This is a genomic window from Halomicrobium urmianum, assembly GCF_020217425.1.
GTDB lineage: Archaea > Halobacteriota > Halobacteria > Halobacteriales > Haloarculaceae > Halomicrobium > Halomicrobium urmianum.
This window is the reverse complement of record NZ_CP084091.1, coordinates 220,420-243,641: the sequence shown is the minus strand read 5'-3', so window position 1 is coordinate 243,641 and position 23,222 is coordinate 220,420. Positions and strand designations below refer to the sequence as shown.

19 protein-coding genes, 1 tRNA gene and 4 pseudogenes are annotated in these 23,222 nt (G+C 57.9%); 11 read left to right on the top strand and 13 right to left on the bottom strand.

Going from position 1 to position 23,222, the window contains the following annotated elements:
• The first annotated feature begins 253 nt into the window (after nt 1-253).
• Nucleotides 254-1,599: pseudogene (locus LCY71_RS18045) on the top strand (RNA-guided endonuclease InsQ/TnpB family protein).
• A 52-nt stretch (nt 1,600-1,651) separates the two neighbouring features.
• Here LCY71_RS18045 and LCY71_RS18040 read toward each other — a convergent pair.
• From LCY71_RS18040 to LCY71_RS18025, 4 genes and pseudogenes are all read right to left on the bottom strand, one after another.
• Complete coding sequence (locus LCY71_RS18040; protein ID WP_225335963.1) at nt 1,652-2,095, bottom strand: DUF7970 domain-containing protein; 444 nt, start codon at nt 2,093-2,095, stop codon at nt 1,652-1,654.
• Nucleotides 2,092-2,926, bottom strand: a pseudogene (locus LCY71_RS18035) (ParA family protein). The gene LCY71_RS18040 and the pseudogene LCY71_RS18035 overlap by 4 nt, the downstream one beginning before the upstream one ends.
• 685 nt (nt 2,927-3,611) lie before the next feature.
• Nucleotides 3,612-4,814, bottom strand: coding sequence for a Cdc6/Cdc18 family protein (locus LCY71_RS18030; RefSeq protein WP_225335962.1), 1,203 nt, complete (start codon nt 4,812-4,814; stop codon nt 3,612-3,614).
• A gap of 709 nt (nt 4,815-5,523) precedes the next feature.
• The gene (locus LCY71_RS18025) at nt 5,524-6,480 is read right to left on the bottom strand and encodes a hypothetical protein (protein WP_225335961.1); all 957 of its coding nucleotides are present in this window, start codon (nt 6,478-6,480) and stop codon (nt 5,524-5,526) included.
• 765 nt (nt 6,481-7,245) lie between these two features.
• Between LCY71_RS18025 and LCY71_RS18020 the strand changes: the two genes are divergently transcribed.
• The 5 genes and pseudogenes from LCY71_RS18020 (at nt 7,246) to LCY71_RS18000 (ending at nt 9,818) form a co-directional block, all read left to right on the top strand.
• Nucleotides 7,246-7,599: a DUF8105 family protein gene (locus tag LCY71_RS18020; protein ID WP_225335960.1), complete on the top strand. Its 354-nt coding sequence runs from the start codon at nt 7,246-7,248 to the stop codon at nt 7,597-7,599.
• A gap of 6 nt (nt 7,600-7,605) precedes the next feature.
• The gene (locus LCY71_RS18015; protein WP_225335959.1) at nt 7,606-7,935 is read left to right on the top strand and encodes a DUF8158 family protein; all 330 of its coding nucleotides are present in this window, start codon (nt 7,606-7,608) and stop codon (nt 7,933-7,935) included.
• Nucleotides 7,936-8,154: 219 nt separating this feature from the next.
• Nucleotides 8,155-8,931: pseudogene (locus tag LCY71_RS18010) on the top strand (transposase).
• Between the two features lie 267 nt (nt 8,932-9,198).
• The gene (locus LCY71_RS18005; protein ID WP_225335957.1) at nt 9,199-9,438 is read left to right on the top strand and encodes an AbrB/MazE/SpoVT family DNA-binding domain-containing protein; all 240 of its coding nucleotides are present in this window, start codon (nt 9,199-9,201) and stop codon (nt 9,436-9,438) included.
• Nucleotides 9,435-9,818, top strand: coding sequence for a PIN domain-containing protein (locus LCY71_RS18000; protein ID WP_225335956.1), 384 nt, complete (start codon nt 9,435-9,437; stop codon nt 9,816-9,818). The genes LCY71_RS18005 and LCY71_RS18000 overlap by 4 nt, the downstream gene beginning before the upstream one ends.
• Before the next feature lie 229 nt (nt 9,819-10,047).
• On the opposite strand, the pseudogene LCY71_RS17995 reads toward LCY71_RS18000, so the two are convergent.
• Nucleotides 10,048-10,236: pseudogene (locus tag LCY71_RS17995) on the bottom strand (RNA-guided endonuclease InsQ/TnpB family protein); the annotation flags it as partial.
• Nucleotides 10,237-11,571: 1,335 nt separating this feature from the next.
• Between LCY71_RS17995 and LCY71_RS17990 the strand changes: the two are divergent.
• Nucleotides 11,572-12,825, top strand: a complete 1,254-nt coding sequence (locus LCY71_RS17990) for a Cdc6/Cdc18 family protein (protein ID WP_225335955.1) — start codon at nt 11,572-11,574, stop codon at nt 12,823-12,825.
• Nucleotides 12,826-13,393: 568 nt separating this feature from the next.
• Here LCY71_RS17990 and LCY71_RS17985 read toward each other — a convergent pair.
• On the bottom strand, nt 13,394-13,717 hold the full coding sequence (locus tag LCY71_RS17985) for a DUF6788 family protein (protein WP_225335954.1): 324 nt from the start codon (nt 13,715-13,717) through the stop codon (nt 13,394-13,396).
• A 111-nt stretch (nt 13,718-13,828) separates the two neighbouring features.
• Complete coding sequence (locus tag LCY71_RS17980) at nt 13,829-14,068, bottom strand: hypothetical protein (RefSeq protein ID WP_225335953.1); 240 nt, start codon at nt 14,066-14,068, stop codon at nt 13,829-13,831.
• Nucleotides 14,069-14,168: 100 nt separating this feature from the next.
• Here LCY71_RS17980 and LCY71_RS17975 point away from each other — a divergent pair, with 100 nt between their 5' ends.
• Nucleotides 14,169-15,023: a hypothetical protein gene (locus tag LCY71_RS17975; protein ID WP_225335952.1), complete on the top strand. Its 855-nt coding sequence runs from the start codon at nt 14,169-14,171 to the stop codon at nt 15,021-15,023.
• Nucleotides 15,024-15,341: 318 nt separating this feature from the next.
• Here the strand turns inward: LCY71_RS17975 and LCY71_RS17970 are convergent, their stop codons facing one another.
• A complete protein-coding gene (locus LCY71_RS17970; RefSeq protein WP_225335951.1) occupies nt 15,342-15,524 on the bottom strand; it encodes a DUF5786 family protein in 183 nt (60 codons plus the stop codon).
• Nucleotides 15,525-15,688: 164 nt separating this feature from the next.
• On the opposite strand from LCY71_RS17970, the gene LCY71_RS17965 reads away from it, so the two are divergent.
• Nucleotides 15,689-15,763, top strand: a tRNA-Met gene (locus LCY71_RS17965).
• 282 nt (nt 15,764-16,045) lie between these two features.
• Here LCY71_RS17965 and LCY71_RS17960 read toward each other — a convergent pair.
• Nucleotides 16,046-17,389, bottom strand: coding sequence for an RNase J family beta-CASP ribonuclease (locus tag LCY71_RS17960; protein WP_225335950.1), 1,344 nt, complete (start codon nt 17,387-17,389; stop codon nt 16,046-16,048).
• A gap of 441 nt (nt 17,390-17,830) precedes the next feature.
• On the opposite strand from LCY71_RS17960, the gene LCY71_RS17955 reads away from it, so the two are divergent.
• Both LCY71_RS17955 and LCY71_RS17950 read left to right on the top strand, forming a co-directional pair.
• Nucleotides 17,831-18,340, top strand: a complete 510-nt coding sequence (locus LCY71_RS17955; RefSeq protein WP_225336293.1) for a macro domain-containing protein — start codon at nt 17,831-17,833, stop codon at nt 18,338-18,340.
• Between the two features lie 197 nt (nt 18,341-18,537).
• Nucleotides 18,538-19,773 (top strand): MFS transporter, encoded by a 1,236-nt coding sequence (locus LCY71_RS17950; RefSeq protein ID WP_225335949.1) that lies wholly within the window; start codon nt 18,538-18,540, stop codon nt 19,771-19,773.
• Nucleotides 19,774-19,877: 104 nt separating this feature from the next.
• On the opposite strand, the gene LCY71_RS17945 is transcribed toward LCY71_RS17950, so the two are convergent.
• The 4 genes from LCY71_RS17945 to LCY71_RS17930 form a co-directional block, all read right to left on the bottom strand.
• Complete coding sequence (locus tag LCY71_RS17945) at nt 19,878-20,555, bottom strand: DUF7504 family protein (RefSeq protein WP_225335948.1); 678 nt, start codon at nt 20,553-20,555, stop codon at nt 19,878-19,880.
• Nucleotides 20,556-21,061: 506 nt separating this feature from the next.
• Nucleotides 21,062-21,979, bottom strand: coding sequence for an arginase (gene rocF, locus LCY71_RS17940; RefSeq protein WP_225335947.1), 918 nt, complete (start codon nt 21,977-21,979; stop codon nt 21,062-21,064).
• A 131-nt stretch (nt 21,980-22,110) separates the two neighbouring features.
• Nucleotides 22,111-22,620 carry a macro domain-containing protein gene (locus LCY71_RS17935; RefSeq protein ID WP_225335946.1) on the bottom strand — a complete coding sequence of 170 codons (510 nt, stop codon included), beginning with the start codon at nt 22,618-22,620 and terminating at the stop codon, nt 22,111-22,113.
• A gap of 245 nt (nt 22,621-22,865) precedes the next feature.
• Nucleotides 22,866-23,183 (bottom strand): RPA12/RPB9/RPC11 RNA polymerase family protein, encoded by a 318-nt coding sequence (locus tag LCY71_RS17930; RefSeq protein ID WP_225335945.1) that lies wholly within the window; start codon nt 23,181-23,183, stop codon nt 22,866-22,868.
• Nucleotides 23,184-23,222 lie beyond the last annotated feature (39 nt).

Sequence of the window (23,222 nt, the reverse complement as noted above, 5' to 3'; positions counted from 1 at the left end):
GAGTCCCGCCCTTCCTGCGAGGGCCGAGCAGGGTAGGCGTGAATCGCGTACGCTCCGGTGAGAAACCGCCGAGTTACTGCTTTGAGTCTCCAACGTTTCCAGACCTGCTTCTAACACCTCTGTACAGGCTTCCGAGAGGTCCAGATCGTTCGCTTCTGCATAGTCTTTGACTCGGCCACCGGGCGTGTGTAAAATATCGGTATTGGGACGCATGACGTAAGGGCTTTAAGACTAAATGTAAACATCTGTTGTTGTGAAGCGCACCAACACATTCGCCGTGCGACCGCTCTCTGACGATGGAGAGCACCTGCTACGGGACCTGTTGGACGCTTCCGCCGCTCTCTGGAACGAAGTCAACTACCAGCGCCTCATGCGATACAACGACGAGGACGGCTTCGAGGGCGACGTCTGGGACGCTGATACAGGTCGACTGGAAGGTCAGTACAAAGGCGTGCTTGGCGCATCTACTGCTCAACAAGTGATTCGGACAAACAGCGAAGCGTGGCGTGGTTCTTCCGGCTGAAAGAGCAGTATCACGACGACTCGAACACGTCGGTCACGGAACACCCCGAACCGCCGGGCTTCCGTGGCAATGAGGACGATGGGCGCCAACTGAAGACCGTCATTCGCAACGACGCTTACACCGTCGAATGGGGCGATCGATCCCGGCTTGAGATACTGGTCGGGAGCGAGTTGAAAGACCGATACGACCATACCGGGCGGCTCCGACTCGAAATCGCTGGCGGCCCGAATTGGCCCGACTACGAAAAGCAAGGCCGATTAGACCTGTGGTACGACGAGACTGACAGCACCTTCAGAGCTTCGCAGCCTGTAACTGTTTCTGAGGAATCACGGGCAACTCCACTGGCCGACGAGACGGCCGCTCTGGACATCGGTGCGAACAATCTCGTCGCCTGCACCACTACGACCGGCCAGCAATACCTGTACGACGGCCGTCAGTTGTTCCAGCGATTCCGCAAGACGACCCGGGAGATCGCCCGATTACAGTCGAAACTCGAGGACGGTCAGTACAGTAGCAAGCGTATCCGGCGGCTGTACCGGAAGCGCACCCGTCGCCGCGACCACGCCCAAGAAGCGCTATGTCGTGATCTCTTGGAACGATTGTATGAGGACGGCGTGGACACGGTGTACGTCGGTGGTCTGACCGACGTACTGGAAACCCACTGGTCGGTCGACACCAACGCCAAGACCCACAACTTCTGGGCATTCAAGCAATTCACCGAGCGAGTGGTTTGTACCGCCGAAGAATACGGTATCTCGGTCAAAGTTAGGTCCGAAGCGTGGACCAGCCAAGAGTGCCCGCAGTGCGGTTCGATAGACCGAACGACACGGCATCAAGACACACTCACCTGTCCGTGTGGGTTTGACGGCCACGCCGACCTGACAGCGTCAGAAACGTTCTTGAAGCGTCACACGAGCAAAGAAGTCAGGCCGATGGCACGGCCCGTGCGGTTCGAGTGGGACGACCATCACTGGTCGGAGTCACCACGCTCTCCCGCAAGGGACAGTCCCAAAGAACAGCGCACAGACCCGAGTACCGTCCACCGTGACGGGAATATTGCCTCTGGCGAGTCGTAGACCGGCTGAGACTCCCACAGAGGAAACCGCGCCGTAAACGGCGCGGAGGATGTCATACGTATTCACAGCCCCAGTCGTTGAGGACGTCAGCGACCTCGTCCGGGTGCTGCATCGCCGCCAAGTAGGCGGCCTCCCGGAGATCAGTCACATATGGCGTGTACCCGGCGGTCTCCGCCACCTCCCGCTGGAACGCCTCCTCCTTCGCCAACGTCGACTGTTGGAGATAGAACTGCACCATGTCACGTTCGGCTTTCACCGACGGCCGCTCCACCGCCCACGGCACATCATCGTTTCCAGCGTCAGCCTCCGATATATCGTCCGTCTCTATCTCTGCCGATTCCACCTTTGCTGACGCGTCTGTGGTCGCATCCGTCTCGCCCGTATTGGACTGCTCCGCCACGTCGCTCTCTCGCTCGTCGTCAGCGTCGTCGTCGGTGTCCTCGTCAAGCTCGTCGAAGTCGTCATCGAACGGGTCGCCGGCCGTCCCCTCCTTCATGTCTGACCAACCTCCTCAAGGTGCGCGGCCAAGGTCTCCAGCTGGTCCAGCGTCTCCATCTCGTAATCCCGCTCCCGACTCCGATGCTCCTCCACGTACCGGAACGCACTACACTGCTGCTGCCAGCACCCCTCAAACAGCGACGTCCGCTTCCGGATCGTGACCGGGGATGGGTAGCCCAGGTCGGCCACCTCGTCGAGCACTGACTTCTGATCGTTCGTTCCCTCAAACTGGTTCGGGACCACGGCCAGGACGCCGACGTCGATCTCCAGTGAGTCCTCAATCCCCGCCACCACCGACTGCAACCCAGAAATCGATTGATCGCCCTTGCCGGACGGTTCGACGGGGATCACCAGATCACGCGTCGCGTCGATCGCGTTGTACAGGTGCGGCCCACTCGTGGCCGGCGGATCGACGATCACTGCATCGTACTTGTCCCGCACATCATTCTTCTGCAGGACGTATCGCAACCGCGTGTACTTGTTGAAGTTCTCGCCGGTCTGTTCGGCAATGCTCGCCGCATCGCTCAACAGGTCACCCAGCCGCTCCAGCATGTTGTGCGACGGGACGATATCCACGCCTCCCGAGGACCGCACTAGGTCCTGAAAGTCGCCGCGCGGCCGGTCAATCATGTGATGAACGAGCGTGTCCGCATCGCCGTCGTTCCGCCCGTCCTCGACTCCCATCAGATACGACAGGCACCCGTCCTGCGGGTCCATGTCCACCACCAACACGTCCAGGCCGCGACGAGCATGCGCCACCGCCAGATTCGCTGACAACGTTGTTTTTCGCCACGCCGCCCGCCTCACTGTACGCCGTATACGTCAACATCTGTTACCAGGCTGATTAGCCCTGCTAACCAGAAAGGTTCGTAAGACAGGATCATTAGCCCTCCTAACCAGCCAACCTAACCAGCCTACCAAGACAACCTATTCAGCCTGCCTTTCCGGATAGGATGTCGGGGTAGGCTCTGCAGTTAGGCCATTCGGTTAGGATAGCGAGATAGGCTAGATAGTTAGGCTAGGCAAGTAGGTCATAGAGATAGGCTTCAGGGAGAGAATGAACGGTGAGGCTACGAGGATAGGCGTCCGGCATACAGCTCGAAAACGGGGCCGCCTCGAGATCGTCGATCACGTCGACCGCATTGTTTCTCGTCGCACGCTCGTCAGGCTCCCGGTGGACGCGGGGGACACGTCATTTCGTGAGCCTACGCAATCCGTTCGTATGCCCGCAGACTCTCCGACACACACGTGGTTTCACGAGCCCACGCCACTGTACCTCACACCCGTTAGACGCGCGGTAGACACACGTCATTTCACGAGCCCGTGTTAATTGTTCCCACTCCTAGCGGACACCTGGTACACACGTCGTTTCACGAGCTATCGATCTCCGGTGCAGACACCTAGCGTACATCCCAGGGGACAGAGGATTTCACGAGCTACTGGCGAAAATCCGCCAGACACCCCTCGAAGCCGCCATGTAGATAGCCCGGGTGGAGTCGCGAGAGACCGCCGTGTTACTCGAAAAGGTCAGCGGTCCGGGACTCGGCCGCGAGCACCTGCTTGACCATGTCGGATTGGACGTCAAGCTCGTACTGGTAGTAGCTGCCGCCGCGCAGCCCTTCGTTGCGCTCCTCCACGTCCAGAAACCCTTTCAGATTCAACTGGGACAGCCGGTCGTGGATGGTGCGATCCGTCTTCACGTCCGCACCGATCTCCTGAGCGGCCTCCGTGTACCGTTCGTAGATCTTGGACCGCTTCGCCGGCGTCAACCCTTCCTCGGCCAACGCCCACACCGCATACAACGTGATATGCGACTGCGTCGGTAACGACTCGAGCTCGTCGCGCACCCGTCCCTGCTCGATTAGTTCCGAAGCCTGCCGGACGTCGTCCTCCGTGACCGGCGGTTCACCGCGCTCACGCGCTAAGTCGCCCGCCTTGTACAACAACTTGAGCGCGTGCCGCGCACTGCCACTTTCCTGCCCCGCAAACGCCGCACACAACGGGATGACATCATCCGTCAACACGTCGTCGAGGAACGCGTCCTCAGCCCGCTGCCGCAAAATGCGGCGTAACTGGTTCGCGTCGTACGGCGGAAAATGCAACTCCTCCTCCGCCAAACTATCCTTCACACGAGCAGACAGATTATCGCGGAACGTGAAATCGTTCGAGATGCCTATCACACCGATCTTCGGCCCGGTCACATTCCCGTTGTCGTTCGCCCGCGGCAATTCGTACAGGAGGTCGTCGTCCGTCCCGATACTGTCGATCTCGTCCAAGACGAACAGGACGTGCGTATTCTCCAACTGGTTCAGTTCTTCCCACAGGAACTCGTAGACCGCACCCGGAGCGTACCCGCGGTGACTGAGTTTGTTGCCGGGGTCGCGGAACTCGTTGACGAGCCGGACCGCCACCTGATACGACGAGGTCAGCGTCTTGCAAACGAGTGAGACCACCCGCAAGTCGAGGTCGTCGTACTGTTCCTGATCGGTGAGCAGTTGGTCGAGGATCATGTTCGTCGACAAGCTCTTACCGACCCCAGTCTGTCCGTAGACGAACAGGTTCCGCGGCTGCTTTCCTCTGATAACGGGTTTAAGCGCATGCTGGTACGCTGCGAGTTCGTCGTCCCGTTCGATAAGATCGTCCGGTTGGTACGAGTCCCGCAGCACGTCCTCGTCCGCGAAGATCACATCCTCACGTGAGAACTCCGTGATACCCATATCCGTACCATAACCCGTCTCGAATCACTCCTATAAAGACATCGCTTTCACGAGTTTCACGAGCTTCACGAGCTTCACGAGCTTCGATTCTACTTAAAGACAGAGAATGGACGGGGACACATGTTTTCACGAGCTATCTCAACAAGAAGAGGCCACCTAACAAGAATTAATCAATAGACCTAGATAATGCAGTAATTTTATGCAAATAGACTCGGAACAATATCTGTACTAGCAACAGTTCGATTTTGTACAGCGGTTTCATTCTAGAAGGAAACACCGCAGCCGCAGCTGTCTCAGCTCTGCTCCTGTGGTTGGTAGAAAGCTCGTGAAATCAGGTGTCTGTGCCTCCCGCTCCTTTACCGGTCTTTCGCAACCAAATCGCCCGACAGCGGCGGATAGCTCATGAAATCTGGTGTGTGTCCAGAGGGCCTCCTACGTGGCTCTCTCGTCCTGTGCTGGCGCCGTCTCGACGTCCTCAAGAAGCGTCTCTGTGGACTCCAGCAACGTCTCGACCTACCGGAGTTTCTAACACGTCTCGGTCGGACGTGAGTCCGTTAGCACATATGAGTGGACAAGTCTGGTGGCGCTTCCCGCCCGACGAGTACATTGCCCGATTCAGTACTGCCCTCCAGGCTCTCCAGCGCCACAGATAGTCCCTGTTTCAGATGTACCACTGCCGGATTCTTGTGAATCAGCACGTCTTACCCGTTCAATTCTCCGTCGTCGTGAGGACGTCACTTCGGACGACGAGCGTTGTCCAGTACACGTCGCCTTGATATCGGACGAGATATGTCCCACTCAGGTCGCCTTCGCCGTCTTCGTCAAGCCCGTGGGCCTGTTCGTGTCCGCGAAACCGGTTTGCGAGCGCCACAAGCGCATCAGGCGGCGTCTCATCGGGTCCGACAACGTACGGTCCGTCTGTGATCGCCGTCTCGACGATCTCTCGCTGGGTCTCTGGAAGCCCCGTAAGTTCGAACGCAAACCGCTCGCGTATCTGTTGGCCGTAGTCAGCTGCCGTTGCCACCTGGTCAGCCGTGTAGCGATAGGTGTTCAGCGTCGTGTCGTAGGCGTCGTCGACGACCCATTCGGCTTCGGTTCCGTCGTCCCAGGTGATGTACGAGTACTCCGACTCGGGGACAAGGACGGATTGCTCACGTTCGGCGTCCGTATAGAGGAACGTCGTCCCGATTCCGACTGGGTCACCATCAGCAAGTCCGTGGGCGGCAAATTCCTCTTGATCAACTTCGGGGAGGTCAGCGAACTGGATAGCCTCTGCCTCGGTCACCGAGTCAGTAACGATATCCACCTTCACGGAGTACCTGGTAGCCGGCGTTTCCTCAATCACCTCGTATGCCAGCTCGTAGACGCCGTCTTGGTAGGCAATATGTTGCTGTTCGGGCAGTGGTGGCTGTGTTGCCTTCGTTGTCGCATCACCGTCGAGAATTCGATCGAACAGTCGAGCCGATTTGTCGTTGCCTTCAGCGGGGCGGACTGTGTAGAGGACCTTCGTCGGGAGGTTCGCATCGGCAATCGTCGTCAGTTCGAGACGTGCTGTAGGGGCTTCTGCAGCGGCGTTGCTTCCACTCAACCCACCGGGGCTGGTGCAGCCAGCGATTACTGCGGGGACGGATGTGGCGGCGGTCGCGAGGAGGGCACGGCGGCGCATAGTCGTGATTCCTCGGAGACGCTCGAAAAGCCTTGTGTCGGACGATTGAAGACACCAAAGCTACGGAAACAGTGGAGGGGGCAGACTGTTAACCAACAGACTCTGTTTCTAACTCAGATTGTTGGTTAACACTCCGTACGTGCCTACTGCCGAGTTCAGACTGTGAGCGAATCGTCCCATCAGTATATCGAAAGGATGACCTGTAGTGCTGTCTCTCTTGTACTGAAGCCTCGTCAAGCAATGTGAGTGGGTTCAACGTCCCGAATTCACGGGAATCGGGGTTCTTTCGGTGTGGGGCGGGAGAGTTCGGCCATCCAACGTGATGTTCTTGACACAGATCCATTCGTAGATCTCATCAGGACTCCCCGAATTTGCCCCGCTTACCTCGTGGTCGAGTAGTTTTAGCAACATAGTGGTGAGCCGGCAATTCGTCGAGGTACTTTCTACCGTCTCAAATCCCTCCGGCGAGGTTCTTCTGCAATTTGAGGACGTTATCTCGGTCTGCATATCATGGATTTTGTCCAAAGAAAGAGGCGATATGCACTGTGCAAAGGCCGCTGGCTCTCTCCGACCGAGGGGCCATCACTGAGGTACTGACTTCTGAGAGGTGTCAGTTTGAGAGGACAGTTAGCCGACTGAATCTCTGGGGCGATTGTCGTCCTAGCGATCAGCCTGGGGTACGGGTTCGGTCCCACGACAGCGCTGTCTGTGAGTATCTCCCACCGGTCCCCGATGTTGATGGCGGCGGCGCGTGTGTCCTGAGCTATGGACTGTCCTGCGTATGGTGGGTCGGTCACACTCGAGGTCGGACCGGACCGACCGCCGTCGACGTCGCTGCCCGACGCAGTTCTCGATGCTGCTGAAGACGAGCGTCTCGACGTCGTCCGGACGTGCTGGGACTGCGGGTGGCAGGAGGAGCGCCGGCTTCGCGTCGAAGCAATCGATACCACCGCCGGCGATGCAGATACGATCGAGCGGGCCGGCCTTCTCGAGGAGATCACCGATGAGCTCGCATCCATTGAAGATCTCGCAACGCTAGAGGACACGCTCGCTGCGGTTCGTCGGCAGCGCCGGCTGGAGCCATCCGCGGACGATACGGACGGGGACGCGACGGAATAAGTAGTGATGACTGACTCTGAGCCCCTCTATGACGTCCGTGAGCGCACTGGGAACCCTGCGCATCCATCGGTGGATGACGTCGTCGAACTCGTCCTCGAGCGAGCCCAGAACCCACGAGTGGACCATCAAGACGCCAACCTCGATGAAGCGATGGTGACTGTCGTCGACAGATATGGCTCGGAGACTGTCCGGACTATTATCCAGCGTGTACTCGTCGACGACTATCCGTTTCGAACTGCTACGGCGGACCTCGACGTCGACACCATCGACGGCGTTCGCATCGGGACAACGGCTGGCCAGTTCCTTGCAGAGCTGAACGCCGCACAGGACGACTGAAGCCGATCTCTGTCGCTATGCCCTCGGCGTACTGCCGACAGTGTCGACAGCGGCGTTGGTTGTTAGTAAATCCTATAGCGATTCCTATATCCTATGATCACGGTCGCCTATTGCGATATTTCCCCCCATCTCTGTCTCAGCAACGTCCTACAATAGGTAGGGGACATACGGTCCGAAGTGCTTTATTGAATCCGGGGACGGCGGGCGGATAGCGTCGCTGTGAAGGTCGAAGCGAAGCGGAGAGGGGGATGTGCCTCAACTCCTTTCCGCTTCGTTACACAAGCGGCGTCGCTAGCTCAAAAGCGCTGTGCCGCCAGCCCCACGGCGGTGGTGAGCGACCCGGCTGGCAGCGGGTTTGCCGGCTGGAAGCATCTGACGCTGCACTTTCTGCGGGTTCACATGAGTGCGAGCGACGCGGAAATCGTCGACTGGGCCAGTGAGATAGACCGGGTGCGCGGTCTTGTAGTTGGCCCGCTTCGAGTTCCCGGCACCCTCGACGCTGTGGCATCCGGCCGAACGGAGTGCGGCCGGGCTCGTTGGACGAGCGTGCGAGTCCAACGGCGGTCGTTCGAGCGGGTGCCGACCCGCATCTGGCGCCAACTGCTCGACCGGTCAGCAGCCCGCTGCGATCCCGGCGACTCGGCACACTGGCCCCACGATACCCGGGTGGGCCGTCAGGTTGCGCTGCGCAACACCGACAAAATAGAGAGTCTCGCCGGCGACAACGGCTATGACGACCAATCACTGCGGGACGCACCCCGTTCAGACGGCGTCCGGCCAGTGATCAAACATCGGCTGTTCGCCCACTACGACCACGCCCACAACGCACGGTTGGACAGCGATCTTTACGGGCAGCGCTGGCTGGCCGAGAGCGCATTCTCGGCCATCAAACGCCGATACGGCTCCGCTGTCAGACCGGGCGTCTGGTACCGAGCGTTTCGTGAACTCGTGCTTACCGCCGCAGTCTACAACCTCGAGCAAGCAATCAAAGAGTGATCCCTACGCTGTCCGTGGATTCAATAGAGCAGTCACAGACAGAACAGAAAGAACAGACATCACAGACGGAACAGGAGGAACAGATGGAGAGGGCGATGAGAATTAGCTACTGGCGTCTCACTGAATTGTATCTGAGATCACGGAGGTAATGCCATCAAGGAAGATCTGGTGGTAAGAATTTTAAGCTATGCCATTCAATTTGAATCTGTGACACTCGATTCGAGTACGTGACACGTCGATCGAGTGCATTAGATATAACCCAAAGCCATGACAGTTGAAACAGATTCTCACGGACGGCTGTACCTATCGAAGGACGTGCGTGACAAATACGGCGAGAAGTATCATGTTGTTGAATATGAGGACAAGATCGAGCTCATCCCGATCGCTGATGATCCGCTCGCAGCTGTTCGAGAAGCTGCTGGTGAGCTCCGAGAGACTCCACACGAGGAGATTGAGAACGCAATCGAAGAAGAAGCAGCCAAGGATGCAGGTAGGACTGACGAATGACTGTCTACGTAGAGACCGACTTTCTTCTCGCGCTCGCGAAGGACTCAGACTGGCTTCAGGAGGAGGCTGAACAGGCGCTTCAGGAGTACGATGTGGAGACGTCGGCCTACTCGTACCTGGAGCTCTTGATCGCTCGCGAGCGCTACGAGTTTGACTATGTCACCCTAATCTCTAATCTCCTCGATCTCGTCCCCGTGAGGGATGACGAAGAGAAACAGATCGTATTGAAGGCTGTAAACTATTACTCGGACGGTATGACACCGTTCGACGCATTCCATGCAGCTGTAGCGGAGACATGTGGGAATCCGGTACTCTCTTCCGAAAAGGACTACGACGAGATCGACGTCACTCGACTCCAGCTCGAACCGACAGAGGAGTGAGTGGTTTGGCTCTGTTGTGCTCTGTTGAATCCGCAGATAGCGCGGGGATCGGGGCTGAACACACGTCATCAGACGCCAGTTGTGACGGATTCTCACAAGCGGACTTCGAACGATAGGCGGTTTTGGAGAGCGAATGCTGGTTCCGAACAGCGATCTGTCGCTGACTGCTGCTCAAACACTAGATGCTGGTCCAGCGATCCAGCCATCGTCACTGGATTCAACAGAGCAGATGGGTCTTCAACTCGTCTTTCAACTCATTGTGGTCGGGAATCTCGCCCGTCTCCTCCCAGACTTCTCGGGAGTGATAGTTCGCGACGTTCCAGAGTTTACTGGCACTCCACCCGTGCCGGTCGAGCGACTCCGCCACCTGTGAATGGTTGCGGATTCGCGCTCGATAGGTGCGGTGGATTTCCAGCATCGTGAAACGCCTGTATAACCGCTTATATTCGCTTCTCTTGTAAAGGATGGGATTGAAAGCGGTGGAATATCCCGCCCTGTCGAAGCCGGTGGAACTGGGTCACGGAGTGACGGCGCGTATCCACAGTCTGAAGGCCGTGGTAATGCGCCTGTTCAGCATATATCCACGAGAACGTCAGACGTACACGATAAGAAGGCATCGCGAGAGCAGGTCGCGTTGGCTCATGATATCTAGCCGTACTACTACGAGACACAACTCATCCGAGCGATCGAGATCCTTCTCTCTCTCTCTCCGCTTGAGTGGGATCGGACAGATAGTTAGCAAGGACTGTCAGAGAGTCGTATGTTAGAGTTCACCGATTTCGAGAGGGGGGACTCGAATAGGGCGGTGTTGGTGCCCCCACACCCCAGGTGTCGAATGTAGATGCCGAAAAACAGCGGAGAGGGAGCGAGTAATGGAGGATTCGTGGAGGACGACAGTGTCGAGAGATGTTGTATCTTCGAATATCTAGTTCTGATAGAGGAAAACTATAAGTGTGTATCTGTTAAACCAAACCCGTACTAGAAGAACACTAGAGTGAGTGGACAAGATCTAGTTAGTGCAAATGAAGTCGTTCCAGAAGATTCGCCGAATATCACTCTGAACCCTCCGATATTGGCAATCTACATTCGACACCCGGGGTGTGGGTGTCCGCTCCTCAGTAACTTCTATTGAGTAGTGATAGTCATCCTCACAAGAGAACTCTTCCTAGATCACGACCTCTTCCTGTATTTGATGCTCCTTCCGGTTCTGAAGATGTCTTTCTCCTGTTGGACTGGAAGTTCTTTGCCTGCCCCCTTAGACTGATAACGTATCTCGATAATCCTTCTTCCACGTCGTTTGAGGAGCACAACTTCCAACACACCGATTCAGCTTATGTACTCCGTGTATTTGGGCATCTACATTCGACACCCGGGGTGGGATAAAACGAATCCCCCATCAGAATCGTGCGACCGACTCGTTGTCCGTGGTGTGTTGTTCTATCTTGATTCGGCACTGCTCTATCTTCCGGCGTTCACACAGCGTCGCTCAAACTGACTCGATCGTGGATTCCAAAAATCATTCGACACCCGGGGTGGCTGCCCACATCTAAGGCCGAAAATCGCTCGACACCTGGGGTGGTTCTCCTCCCACTGCACTCGGTCAGACAGGCGTATTCACTCGACACCCGGAGAATCTAAATATAAATGATATGTGTGCGTGAGGCCTCATAAGCCACAGAATCACCTTCGTTTGTTCGACTCCCGGTGTGTCTCACCACTTGTTTTTATATACCTCGATCATGGTATTGTGGGTATGTCCGAGGACTCCGACGGGGCGAATCAGTCGCTCGACGACTTCTGGGCTAGCGAGGACCCCATCTTCGCCCGCAAGGAGCTGCTCGATATCGAGCACATCCCTAACGAGGATCGGATCATCGGCCGAGATGAGGAGATCGAGGACATCGCGTCGTGTATCCATCCCGCGGTCCGGGGGCAGTCGCCGCGAAATATGCTCATCTATGGGAAGACTGGGACCGGGAAGTCCCTCGTTGCGAAGCACGTCACGCAGAGCGCTCAGGAGTATGCTCTCCAGAATAACACCAAGATGGGACGTGCGTATGTCGACTGTACGCAGAAGAAAACGGAGACGCGGGCTATCATCAACCTTGCGCGCTCGATCAACAATCCCGACAAAACCGGTATTTCGATTCCGCAGACGGGGCTCTCGACCGACGTCTACTATCACCGATTCTGGCAGATTCTCGACGACCTATACGACGTTGCGATCCTCATCCTTGACGAGATTGACAAGCTCAAGAGCAACGAGATCCTGATGCAGCTCTCGCGGGCAGGCGAGGCCGGCAAGCTGGATTCGTGCAAGGTGGGAATCATCGCGATCAGCAACAAGATTTCGTTCAAGGAATCCCTCGACGAGCGCGTTCTCAGTAGCCTACAGGACCGTGAATTCATCTTTCCGCCATATGACGCCAACCAGCTGCGCGAGATCATGCGGAACCGGCAGGACGCTTTCAAGGACGGCGTCCTGACTGACGATGTGATCCCGCTGTCGGCCGCGTTCGCCGCCCAAGAGCACGGCGATGCGCGAAAGGCGCTCGACATCCTTCGCAATGCCGGTGAACTGGCACGTGATCAACAGATGGAACGAGTCACGGAAGAGCACGTCCGCGACGCCCGGGAGATTGCCGACATCGACCGGTTTTCGCAATTGCTGGACGGGCAACCGCCACAGATCAAGGCGACCGTCCTGGCGCTATCGCTGTTGGCTGAGGAGAATCCTGACACCGACGAGTTCTCCACTCGCGATATCTACGAAAAGTACCAGGAGATCACTGCAGTCTTGGACATGGACACGCGATCGCAGCGCCGAATGAGCGACCGTCTTGAAGAGCAAGTGTTCCTTGATATCCTGGGCCGCACCGAACGTGCCGGCCGCGGTTACAGCCGCGGTGTCACGCATCTCTACTACCTCCTCGAGGATCCAGACGTGGTCCAGACGGTGATCCTCGATGACTCCCGATTCAGTGAATTGCAGGAAGTCGATCTGTAGGCGACTACGATTAGCCGGAGTATTTCATTCGACACCTGGGGTCCCGATCCCCGAATCGTTCAAACCCATCTGAAAATTCGTTCGGGCCTGATACCCGCGTTGGCCCGGAATCGTTGCAGGATGCATTGACCGACTCACCCCTCTTCTCGAACTAGCCCTTTTGGCAGCTCTCGAATTCATTCGACACCCGGGGTGCCGAACCTGCCCCGCCTGGATACCCGAATTCATTCGACACCCGGGGTGCCGAACCTGCCCCGCCTGGATACCCGAATTCATTCGACACCCGGGGTGCCGAACCTGCCCCGCCTGGATACCCGAATTCGACACCCGGGGTGCCGAACCTGCCCCGCCTGGATACCCGAATTCATTCGACACCCGGGGTGTCGAACGTGCTCGACCTTGGTATCTCCAAATCATTCGACACCTGGGGTGGCTCTACGGTGCCCTCTTTATCGGACCGGTCATTCGATCTTGGTCTCATAAAGACCAGCTCGGAATTCATTCGACACCTGGGGTGTTCGACGCCATCCCTTGGAGTGCTTCAAGGGATACTTCTCTCAAACCCCGGTTACTCCTCTGAGTTGACCGGGCCCTTATATTGAGAACGGATCTTGTCCCCTTCCCGCCACTGCCAGTAGTAGTAGCGGTTGTCGTTGATCTCCTTGGTCGTGATCGTTGCCTTCGACGGGACGTCATCCGGAAGGTCGTCGGGTCGCTCCTCGACGTCGACGTCGTCTGTTTCCTCCTTGAGACGAGCTTCCCGCTCCTTGTGTTCGGCCAGTGCATCGGCGTAGCGAGCAACGTCCTGAAGCACCTCCGGTGTGGCTTTGTTGAGGGCGTCAACGATATCTGTGGGCAGGTTTGCCGGTGGGGACGGTGGTTCGTCGGACATCGACTCTCTCCGTGTTAACCAACAGGAACTCTCGACCCATAGTGTTGTTGGTTAAGTAGGTCAGTCAATTCTCTGACCCCGCTCTCTGTGAGGCTCTGGGAAACTCCCTTATCACGATCTGCAACTCTCAGTTGACGTCGCTTCAAGAATAGGCTCTTGGTCGTCTCGACCATCGAACCGAACCACGTAAGAACGTGTTTGCCCGCTCTCTTGCGCCTCTATCGTTGTCTCTCTCGGTCCGCTCTCTGACTTGATCTGCAAGTCGATCGATGATGGATAGCCGAGTTCTCTGACGATTGTGTCTATCGCTTCCTGAATGACGGCTGCTTCAGGGTCGTTTTTCTGACTCATCAGGTGAGCAGTATTGGGCGATAGTGAAAAATAGTGTCACTGTGTCTGAAGGCAGTCTTCGTGTTGCTTTTGGGGACTGCAGTCCGACTCCCGCTTGGATATGGTGAGTAGTGTCCCCGACGAATACGAAATTGATCCCGGCACTGACATCGATCGACTTGCGGCTCTATTTCGAGACGAATACCCCGATGCGGTTGCGCACGACGTTACGGAGGCTATCTTTGTCGATGACGGACCGATTGACTACCTCGCCTGGTTGGCTCTCGATGGATACGATCGCCACGAGTTCTTCTACTACGACTCCGATCCCGATTCGGACGTTCTTCAGCAACTGTTGATGTGGTCCCCCGATCAGCAGGAGATGCGGCTCCTCAAAGCCTTCTTCGCGAAGCAGTACGATACCGTCAAAGAAATCGAGGCTGCGACGTTCATCGAGGTCCCCGATCCGTATCTCCCCGGTACGAAACCGTCGGCGAATATCGCGTTCTATCAGAACCCGGTCGATGACGTGGTCAACGTCGGGCTCAACGCGACGCCGCTTCAGCGCGAGGAAGAGATTCTGTCCGATGTCGACCGGGTCGTCCCGGCGAAAGACCTCGAGACGTTCGCCAGGAACATCATCAACCGGTTCTACGACGATATCGAGGCAGAGGCAGAGCGCCACGAGCTTGAGGGGGACGTCCAGAGCGTGCTTGAGGACGATCCCGGCTTCCACCACCAAACGACGAAAGCCATTCCCGACGACGTCCATCCGGTCTACGCCGGCGAGCCGGCCCAGCTATGGCAGAAGTCGATCTCCAAGGTCGATACAGTGGACGGATCGCAGGGCTTCGTCCAGGTGTGGGTACCAGAGGAGCACGACGATGTCGGTTTCGTTTCGGTTACGAACGGCGCCTACGACCCGGAGCAGGCACTGCACGATGTCCGATCCCAGCTCAAATCCCGGCTGGAGTAACGGAATCCCAGTGCTGTGAGAAGTGATGTAACTGGTTTTTTAACAGGCCCAGATCGTCTCAGAGACTCAAAGGCAGAATGCGAGAACAGAACGAGGCTAGCCTGACGACCTCAGGAGCCTCTTGGTTTCGGGTCTATGCTCTGTTCCGTGACCAGGAGAGGCCAGGAACAGACGCCCTCAGCCTATCGGCCTCATCGGGCGGAGTAGTGCTCCCGCGAACAGCCGACACGAATTCTATCTGATCCTTGACTCTGGATGTCCTAAAAATTACTGCATCGCCGACGACCGCTGGGCTACGAGTACCCCTATCGAGTGCGGCTATTCGGCGTCGCCGTCCTGAATGTCCTGCAGCTTGTCGATCAGGTCGTCAGTAGACGTGTCTGCCTCGAAGGTGATCTCTCCCTCGTGGTCGTTTTCGTGAACGGAAACCCCTTCATCGTCGTTGTCAACGCCAACGTCCTGATTCTGCTGCTCGGATTCGTCGTAGCTGCCAAAACCCATACGGGTCAATCATTTCTCGCGATCGGCAAAAGTTGACCGATATCGTCTATAGTAAACTTGTTCTGTCATGATATGAGGGTATAGTAAATAGGGTTCTCTTTGAGGATATCCTGATCTGCAGCCGAAACGGAATAACTAAGGGCTTCATCCAAAACCAGAAAGATAGCGGGATAGGATAGCCTGGAGATTCCGCTGGGCTCATGATCCGGAGATCGGTAGTTCAAATCTACCTCCCGCTATCAGCTTTCAAATCTACCTCCCGCTATCAGCTTGTTGCTGCCACAGCAGGGGCGAAGTAACGAGTCTAGCATTGGCTACAGGTGAAACGAGGAATTGAAGTAAACCACAAAGAAGCGAAGCGACCGAGTAGGTTGATTCTGATCTGCTGCCTGCTACTTCTCGACAACGGGGCCTGCAGCCTACCTGCAGAACGTTCGATTTCTGACCCACTACGGACCTGATCTCAAGATGATCGACCTCTTGTCCACAGATTGGGAGCGTAGCTACACCCCTATATACGGTCAGACCAGCTCGATGATATTGCCGTTCGACGTGACGTGGAGGTCCCGGCCAAGCTTGTAACCCTGGTTGCCGGCGAGGTCGACGTATCCGGAGAAGCCGCCTATGTCCTGGTGAGCTGGAATGACGTGCTGGGGCTGGAGGGCGTCGAGCATCTCGTAGTGGCCCTCCTGCCGGAGGTGGCCAGAGACGTGGATATCGTCGTAGATACGGGCGCCCTGCATTTTCAGGAGCGATTCAGCCTGATAGCGCTGACCCTCGTTGGTTGGTTCTGGAATGATTCCTGCCGAGAAGAGAACCTTGTCGCCGTCGTCGAGTTCGAACGTCGTCTCACCGCGACCCATCCGGGTGAGCATCGCGCGTGGCTCGCCCTGATGGCCAGTCACGATGGGAAGATATTCGTCTTTGCCCTCGTTCATGATCCGCTCGAACGCACGATCGACGGATTTGCGATGGCCGTACATTCCGATATCGTCCGGAAGCGACGTCGCGCCGATCCGATCGGCCGTCCCGGAGTATTGCTCCATCGACCGGCCGAGCAAGACGGGTTCGCGGCCGATCTCCTCTGCGAACTCGATGAGGGACGAGACGCGAGCAATGTGAGAGGCGAACGTCGTGGCGACGATGCCGCCGTCGTAGTCCTCGAGACTCTTCATGACGTCGTGGAGCTGGCTGCGAGCGACGGCCTCGCTCGGCGTGCGGCCCTTCTTATTGGCGTTGGTGCAGTCCTCGATATAACAGAGGACACCCTCGTCTTCGCGGCCGATCTCGCGGAACCGCTTCATATCGATGGGGTCACCGATGACGGGGGTATGGTCGATTCGCTTGTCGAGGCCGTAGACGATGGCGCCTTCCGGCGTGTGGATGACCGGGTTGACTGCATCAATCGTCGAGTGCGTGACGTTGACGAACTCGAGTTCGGTACGCTCGCCGATCGACATCGTCTCGCCGGCCTCCATCTCGACGAGGTCGTTCTGGACGTGGAACTTGTTCTCGTCGTGGATCTCCCCCTCGACCAGAGCGAGCGTGAAGGGGCTGGCGACGATGGGTGCATCGTATCGATGAGCCAGCTTGGGAATTGCGCCGATGTGGTCGAGGTGACCGTGGGTCGGCACGATAGCCTTCACATCGCCCTCGAGATCAGACATGACGCGGTCGTCCGGGATGGCACCCATGTCGATGAGATCCAGTGAGTGCATGCCCTCGGTCCGGATATTGTCGTGGATCAGTACCTTCGAGAGGTTCAGCCCCATGTCGAAGATGACGATGTCATCCCCGGCACGGACTGCCGTCATCTGCCGCCCAACCTCTTCGTAACCGCCGATTGTCGCAATCTCGATTTCCATATGTATCACCCGATCAGGGCGATCCCAGAACCCGCCGCGAGTCCGCCGAGAAACGGAGAGCAGGAGCCACGTTGCTGCGACGAAAGCGATGAATCGCGGAAACCTGTACTCCCGATTTCGCTCCTGCCCGGGGACAGCACGTCTTTCGGTTAGATGGGAGTTGCCCCGTCGTCTTAAATACCTAGCGGAACTTTCTGCATCACACCGTTGACGTCTCGATAGAATCGACTACGCTGTGGTCCTTATCGATCATAGTCGTCCACCGTACAACGAGTTGGGGATCTTTCTCGGCTGTTTTGTCAGAATAATCGAGCCCGATTGGAGGCCGATCCACGGGTGGCCACAAGCAGGGCAAGACAGTGAACGGAATCGGTTGTCCTTTGGACGACGTACATTCGAGAGTGTATGATGCTTTACTTCTTGGCCAACGTATCGTTCCATATGGAATTTGAAATTATTCAGGGCGATATCGCCGAACAGTCCGCAGACGCCCTCGTGAACGCAGCAGGGACGACTCTCAAGATGGGGAGTGGGGTCGCTGGCGCACTCCGGAGAGCAGCCGGTGGCCCGATCAACGAGGAGGCCATCTCAAAAGGGCCGATCGATCTCGGCGAGGTCGCCGTGACGGATGCATACCAACTGGACGCAGACCACGTCATTCACGCTGCCGCAATGCCCCACTACGGCAACGGTCGGGCGTCGGCCGAGAGTATCCGTACTGCCACAGAGAACGCCCTTGAAGCCGCTGACGACCTGGACTGTGAATCAGTCGTCATCCCGATCCTGGGGACCGGAGCTGCCGGCTTCTCCTTTGACCATGGGGCACGAATCGTCTGTGAGACCGTCTGGCGCTACGAACCGGAGACGCTAGAAGACATTCGTGTCATCGCGTATTCCGACGGCGAGCACCAGACGCTCCAGGAGATAGCCGACGACGTCCGAACCCACTAAACTCGAACCAGACTAATCACTGATACATAGACTGTAAATAGATTGGTGTGGTATCAATTATCACTGCTATTGTAATCGAGAAGAACCAAGGGAGCTGAATTCGTTCCATCTGCTGTTTTGCAACCGCCGCAGGTTACCACATTGTCGTCAGTAGGAATGGGTCGCCAGCGAACCAGAACTGGTACCGATAGCGATAGATGACGGAGCAGCGACAGTTCTACGTTCTCTATCTCACGCGGTTCGTCGGGAGTCTCGGATTCGTGATGCTCACGACGCTGCTCCCGGACTTCATTGACGAGCTGGGCGCCACTGGGCTGGTCGTCGGACTGTTCGTTACTGCGCTTAGTGTCGGTCGAACTGTAGCCGTTGTTCCACTCGGTTGGGCGGCCGATCGTTACGACAAACGCACGATTCTTCTCGTATCGTTGGTTCTCAGCACGGCCGCCTACGCGATGTTCGCCTTCGTCGATACCTCGGCGACCTTCGTCGTCGCACGGACGCTACAGGGTCTCGGCATCGTCGGGGTCGGTTTAGTGGTACTGGCACTCGTCGGTCAGTTCGCGTCAGCTGGTGAACGAGCAAATCAGATCGGGAAGCTCAATTCTTGGCGGATGGCTGCGGGGATTGCCGGCTCGCTCGGCGTCGGTATCGCTTCGACCGTTCTGGGCGTCGGACCGATGATGGCTACTCTCGTTGCCTTATACGTGATGGCGACAGTGGCTGTGTGGTTGTTCGTCCCCACCGACGAGACCAGCACTGGATTCGCCTTCTTCGATCTCGCACTCAACGACCGAATCCTCACGATCACGACTTTCCGGGCGCAGTACGCTGTCGCCGTTACGCTCGTCCGGAAGTGGGTCCCGATCTTCGTCGGCGTGTCTGCAGCCCAGGGCGGGCTCGCACTGAGTACGTTCGCGGTCGGTGCCGTCGTCGCCGCGGAGAAGTTCACTAATATGCTGGCTCAGCCGTACACGGGAAGTCTCTCAGACGAATACGGCCGCGCACTGTTCGTCTTCGTTGGCGGGGGCTGTTACGGTCTCGTTGCGCTGGTCGTTCCGTTCGCCCCGGAGATTGGTTCTATTCTCAATGTCAGCCTGACGCTACCGCAGATCGGTACGTTACCGCCAGCGTTCTTCATCGCTGTCGTACTCAATGGTCTGCTCGGCATTGCAGACAGTATCAGAGAGCCGGCCAGTATGGCCCTGTTCGCCGACGAGGGCGCCGGGAGTGGTATCACGAGCAGTTTCGGGATTCGCGGACTCGTCTGGCGACCCGGCGCGATCCTGGCACCGCTCCTCGGCGGCTACCTGATGTCCGCGTTCGGTATGGACTGGGTTTTCTTCGCCGGTGCTCTCGCTGCGTTCAGCGGTATTCTCGTTTTCTACGGTGTTCTCTCTGTGCGTCACGGGAAGCGCGCACTCTACCAGTGGTGATGTCCTATCGTAGTGCTTGCCACCAGTGCTTCACTCCCTAAAGGGAGTTGGCGAAAGCGAGAGAACCATTCGCGTTCGTGAGGGCCGGCGGAGCTGTGCTGGCGTCAATCGTCGAACTGAGACCGACTGTGTCGCCCGGCCGTCGGTTCGTACTCGAACTGGACAGTCGATTCGGAGGGCATGCTGGTCCAGAGTATACCGTCTACCCGCTCAGCCAGCGCGTCTATGGTGTCCTTGCTGTGGGCCGTGTAGTCGACGCCGATGAGAGTAAGGCCATCATCTGTCCGGAGACCGCTGATACGCTTGAGGACCGTCGACACGTCGTCGACAGATACTGCTTCCAGAACAGGGGTCAGGGATCGAACGAGGAGGTGACGCGCTCCGTGTGACGGCGATCGTGTTCCCGAGAGATCGGAGAGACCGATCACGATCCGTTCGAGGTCGCTTGACCCGTTGACGAAGACGACAGGCTCTTCCTCGTAGAGTGCCGTGACGTTCCGTTGCTCGGAGGTGGTATCCACGAGGCCGAGCGACGGCGCTTCAGATCGGTCGCAGACGGTATCGTACGTCGCCACTGTCTCGTCGGCGCTCTCCGTGGTCGTCACGACGAAGGCGGTGTCGTCGGCGTCCCCAGAGTGGCAGAGCGCACGGAGGCCGACGGCGTACGTCGCCGGTTCGACACTTCCCGCGATGAGCACGGTCGATCCCCCCGATAGTGCGCTCGGAAACGAATCCACATCGATGGCCTGAGAATCGGACGACGATCGAGACGGTCCCTCCATCGGTACTCAACTCCCGCCTCGCGACCGTGTCTCAGCTGCAGTCTCTGACAGTTGCGCGATCGCCGTTTGCGGATAATATCGGGCTCCGCAGGATGGACAGACTGCGATAGTAACCGTTCCGGCTCCGGGTGACGAGAATCCCAGTTCCCGGAGGGGTACTGTTTGCTCGACGAGATCAGTCCCGCAGTCCGCACAGGGGAGGTCTGTTTCGTGTATCATGGTTTGGAGGAACGTGCCCGGCCCCGTCAGCCGTCTCACTGGCCACCGAGGACGAACGGCATCCGGCACGGCGCATCTCAGAGCAGTGCCATCGAGGGACGCCTCCGTCGCGGTGGCGAACCGATGGGCGAACGGAGAAATGACGGGACAGAGCCCGAATTCGTTCAAAGGTTTCCGCTTCTTCGGCAAATAGGTTTCGCCGCCACCAAGGGCGGGGAGTAGACTTGCTACAACTGCCAAATCACAACATAGCAACGACTAACAGCCGGTTCCCCCAGATACTGGAGTCACAGAATCCGCTTTCCCAGCGCACTCGCCGCGAGTTCGACGGCGAGTTCAGCCGTCTCGTTGTGTTCGTCGAGGATCGGATTGACCTCCACGAGTTCCAGCCCGCTGAGAGCGCCCGTCTCCGTAACCTTCCTGTTGAGCAGTTCCATCGAGGCGTGGGCTTCCCGGTAGGAGACGCCACCCCGTTCGGGCGTTCCCACGCCGGGCGCCTCAGTCGGATCGAGCCAGTCCAGATCGAGACTCACGTGGACGCCGTCCGTACCGTCAGTAGCGACGTCGATGGCGTCCGACACGACATCAGTGACGCCACGCTCGTCGATGTCGGACATCGTGTACGCCGTCACGTCGCTCTGCCGGATGGCCGCACGCTCCGCGTCGTCGACGCTCCTGAGCCCCACTATGGCGACGTTCTCTTCCGAGACGTTCGTCGCCTCGGCCCAGTCGGCGTCGGCGAACTCGCCCTGCCCGAGGATTGCAGCCAGCGGCATTCCGTGCACGTTTCCACTGGGCGACGTAGCTGGCGTGTTGAAATCGCCGTGAGCGTCGAACCAGACGATCCCGAGAGAGTCCGACCGTGAAAGGCCGCCGACGGTCCCGATTGCGATCGAGTGGTCCCCGCCCAGCACGAGTGGTACATCACCCGCCGCCACGGCGTCGGAGACGTCGGCCGCAACTCGTTCGCACACCGTGGCGATTTCGGGCAGGTACTTCGCGTCGGGGCCGTCCCGGCCGCTGCTCTCGTCTCGCTGCTCGGGACGTGGCACTGGCACGTCCCCGCCGTCAGTACACGAGACGCCGAGTCCTTCCAGTTCTTCAGCAATCCCGGCGTACCGTATCGCCGAGGGTCCCATGTCGACGCCACGTCGGTCGGCTCCGAGGTCCATCGGCACTCCGATGACTCGGACGTCGGCTTCCATTACCGTGGATTCACCGCGGCCGCGATAAAAGCGGACGCTTTCGGCTTCGCACCGATGGCTCAAATGGGGGAGGATTGTCTGCCGGTTAGAGGGCCTCTCACCGTTGACAGCCGAGTGAACCAGTGGTGATCTCAAGCGGACCGAATAGATTCTGACGTTCGTGCTACGTATTCGTACTGTGATTCACTCGAGACTACCACGTCACATCGTTCGAGTCGTGATGGGTCGTACTCGCGGATCGTCTCACAGATGTCCTGGGCACCATCCCTGAAGTCCTGTGTAGCGGTATCTACCCCGAGAACTGACATCGCACAGGAGTCGCAGTCGAGCGTATCGGCACGTCGCAGCGCATTCTTGGTTGCTGCCCGGATACTCGCTGTCGAGGGCTCCCCCTGCCCGTGGCTCGGAATCGCGGCAGCGTGAATCACGTAGTCAGCGTCGAGCTCGTAGGCGTCCGTGACGACTACTTGGCCGAGTTCCACTGGTCCCTCCGACGCCACGTCCTCAACGATAGCCTCGCCGGCCTCGCGGCTGAGCGTTCTGGCGATATCTCTCTCCATCTCGAGATCCGTCTTGGCATCGTAGATGAGGGCGTCCGCAGACTGTTCAGCGAGGTCTCCAAGAACGACAGAAAACTCCATATCTATCGGTCACGGCCGGAACGGTGTATACGTTTCCACATCCAGTGGATCCTGTGTGACATCCTCCACGCCATGAACGGAGAGGCATCGAAGATCCCTCAGGCAGTCGGGCAAAGCCCGACGACGATGCGACTTCCCTGAGTAGAAATACCGGCTACCGCGGGCAGTGGCTTCCGGCCTGCTCTCTCTGAGCCTCATGTGGCGGTCTATGCCTGTGTAAGCGGCGGGGTTTACGAGATACGCCGTCAGGATTCGCGCCACTTGTGGCCGCATTCGACGCAGGTGAACAACCGGACCTCGTAGGAGCCGCCCGGCTTCGGTATCATCTCGTAGTGGGCCCGATCGCTGTCGCAGTCGTCTGCCGGACAGGGCTCCTGCATCGTCTCGGCGGAGTCCTGGGTCGCGTCGGCCACCGGGGGTGCCCCGTCGTCACGCTGTCCATCCTGGGTCGTCATCGCCGCTTCTGCTTGCGAGTCCCGCGGCTCCTCGTTCTCACAGGAGCGACACACCCACGTGTCGCCCTCCGTGTGCATCATCGAACCACACTCGTCACAGAATTGCATATAAAGTACGATCACACAGCTGTCGGATATATGTGTTAA